Genomic DNA, 2075 nt, shown 5'->3' on the forward strand with positions numbered 1-2075 from the left:
TACGTCGGTGCGGTCGGCCGCCCCCGCGGCGGCCGCCGCGCCCCGCCGGCCGCCCGCCGGGGCCAGCGAGGTCAGCCCCACCCCGCCGACCAGCAGCACCGCCGCCAGCCAGCGCAGCCCCGAGACCGGCTCCCCCAGCACCAGCGCGGCCGAGGACATCCCGAACACCGGCACCAGCAGCGAGAACGGCGCCACGGCGGAGGCCGGGTAGCGGCGCAGCAGGTACCCCCAGGCGCCGAAGCCGAACACCGTCGACACCCAGGCGACGTAGCCGATGACGGCCACCCCGGACCAGTCCAGGGCCCGCAGCGCGGCCAGGTCCCGCCCGGGCCCCTCCAGCAGCAGCGACAGCCCCAGCAGCGGCAGCACGGGGACGGTGCACACCCACACCATGAAGTTCAGCGCGTCGGGCGGGGCGGCCTTGCGGGTGAGCACGTTGGACACACCCCAGCAGGCGGCCGCCGCCACGACCAGCGTGAACCCGGTCGCCGGGCCGGACAGGCCGGTGTCCGCGGCGGCGACCGCGATCCCGGCCAGCGCGACGGCCATGCCCAGCACCCGCACCGGCCCGGGCCGCTCGCGCAGCACGGCGGCGGCGAGGACGGCCGTGAACACCGCCTGGATCTGGAGCACCAGCGAGGACAGCCCGGCCGGCATCCCGGCGGCCATGCCGGTGAACAGCAGCCCGAACTTGGCGATGCCCAGCGCCACCCCGACCCCCACGACCCACTTCCAGGCGACCTTGGGCCGCCCCACGAAGAACACCGCCGGCAGCGCGGCGACCAGGAAGCGCAGGGCGGACAGCAGCAGCGGCGGGAAGTGGCCGAGCCCGATCTGGATGACGACGAAGTTGAACCCCCAGACGGCGGCGACGAGTACGGCGAGAGCGGTGTGTACGGGACGCATGGACCGAGCATCGGCCGCCCCCACCATGTAGCACCAGCGCGAATGACTTCCGGGATGGATGAAGCATTCCTTACGAGTGCCCGCCCGCACCCCCTACGATGGCCGGATGCTCGACCTGCCCCGGCTGCGCGCCCTGCACGCCGTCTCCGTCCACGGCTCCGTGGCTGCCGCGGCCGCCGCCCTCGGCTACACCCCCTCCGCCGTCTCGCAGCAGATCGGCAAACTGGAGCGGGAGACCCGCACCACCCTGCTGGAGCGGCGCGGGCGCGGGGTCGCCCTCACCGAGGAGGCCCGCCACCTCGCCGAGACCGCCCGGGAGCTGCTGGCGATCGTCGAGCGGGCCGAGACCACCCTGGAGGAGCGGCGCGGGCTGCCCGGCGGACGGCTGACGGTGGCCGCCTTCGCCTCGGCGGCCCGCGGGCTGCTGCCGGGGGTGCTGGCCGATCTCGCCGTGCGCCATCCGGCGCTGGACGTACGCCTCACGGAGGTGGACCCCCACCTCTCGGTGGACCTGGTGGCCCGGGGGGTCACCGACCTGGCGGTGGCCCACGACTGGGACATCGCCCCGCTGCCCGCCCCCGAGGGCGTGGAGCACGCGCTGATCGGCGACGACCGCTGCGACCTGGTGGTCCCGGCCGGACACCCCTTCACCGCCCGGCGGCTGGTGCGGCGGGCGGACCTGGGCGGCCAGCGGTGGGTGTGCCAGCCGCCCGGGCGGGTCTGCCACGACTGGCTGGTGCGGACCCTGCGCACGGCCGGGTTCGAGCCCGAGGTGGCGCACATGGCCGAGGAGAACCACACCATCGTCGCCCTGGTCGCGGCAGGGCTCGGGATCGCGGTGGTGCCACGGCTGGGCACCGGGCGGCTGCCGCCGGGCGCGGTGGCCGTCCCCCTGGAGCCGGTCCCCGTACGCCGGCTGTACGCCCTGTGGCGGACGGGCGCCTCCCGCCGGCCGGCGATCACCGAGACCGTCCGCACCCTCCGGGAGCACTGGCCGGCCGTTTCCGGCCTGCTTCCGGGGGACGCCGCTGGTGTCCCGGGGACGCGGGGCGCGGACCGGGAGTAGGGTCCCGGGGGTGCCGTACCACGCCTCCCGCCGGGCCCTGCTCGCCGCCGCGGCCATGGCCGCCGCCACGGCCGCCGGTGCCGCCTCCTCCGCCGTGGGCTCC

General features: G+C 76.7%; 2 protein-coding genes. One reads left to right on the top strand and one right to left on the bottom strand.

Going from position 1 to position 2075, the window contains the following annotated elements; genetic code table 11:
* Positions 1 to 906 (bottom strand): EamA family transporter (locus tag VR44_RS31680; protein ID WP_045951070.1); only part of this gene is annotated, 906 nt, incomplete at its 3' end.
* 106 nt (positions 907 to 1012) lie between these two features.
* Here VR44_RS31680 and VR44_RS31685 point away from each other — a divergent pair.
* Positions 1013 to 1972, top strand: coding sequence for a LysR family transcriptional regulator (locus VR44_RS31685; RefSeq protein WP_045951071.1), 960 nt, complete (start codon positions 1013 to 1015; stop codon positions 1970 to 1972).
* The last annotated feature ends 103 nt before the right edge of the window (positions 1973 to 2075 follow it).

Source organism: Streptomyces katrae (assembly GCF_000966975.1).
Lineage (GTDB): Bacteria > Actinomycetota > Actinomycetes > Streptomycetales > Streptomycetaceae > Streptomyces > Streptomyces katrae.

What these genes read in the sequence shown, in the direction of transcription:
- VR44_RS31685 (WP_045951071.1), top strand. Translation starts at nt 1,013, where the DNA reads ATGCTCGACCTGCCCCGGCTGCGCGCCCTGCACGCCGTCTCCGTCCAC.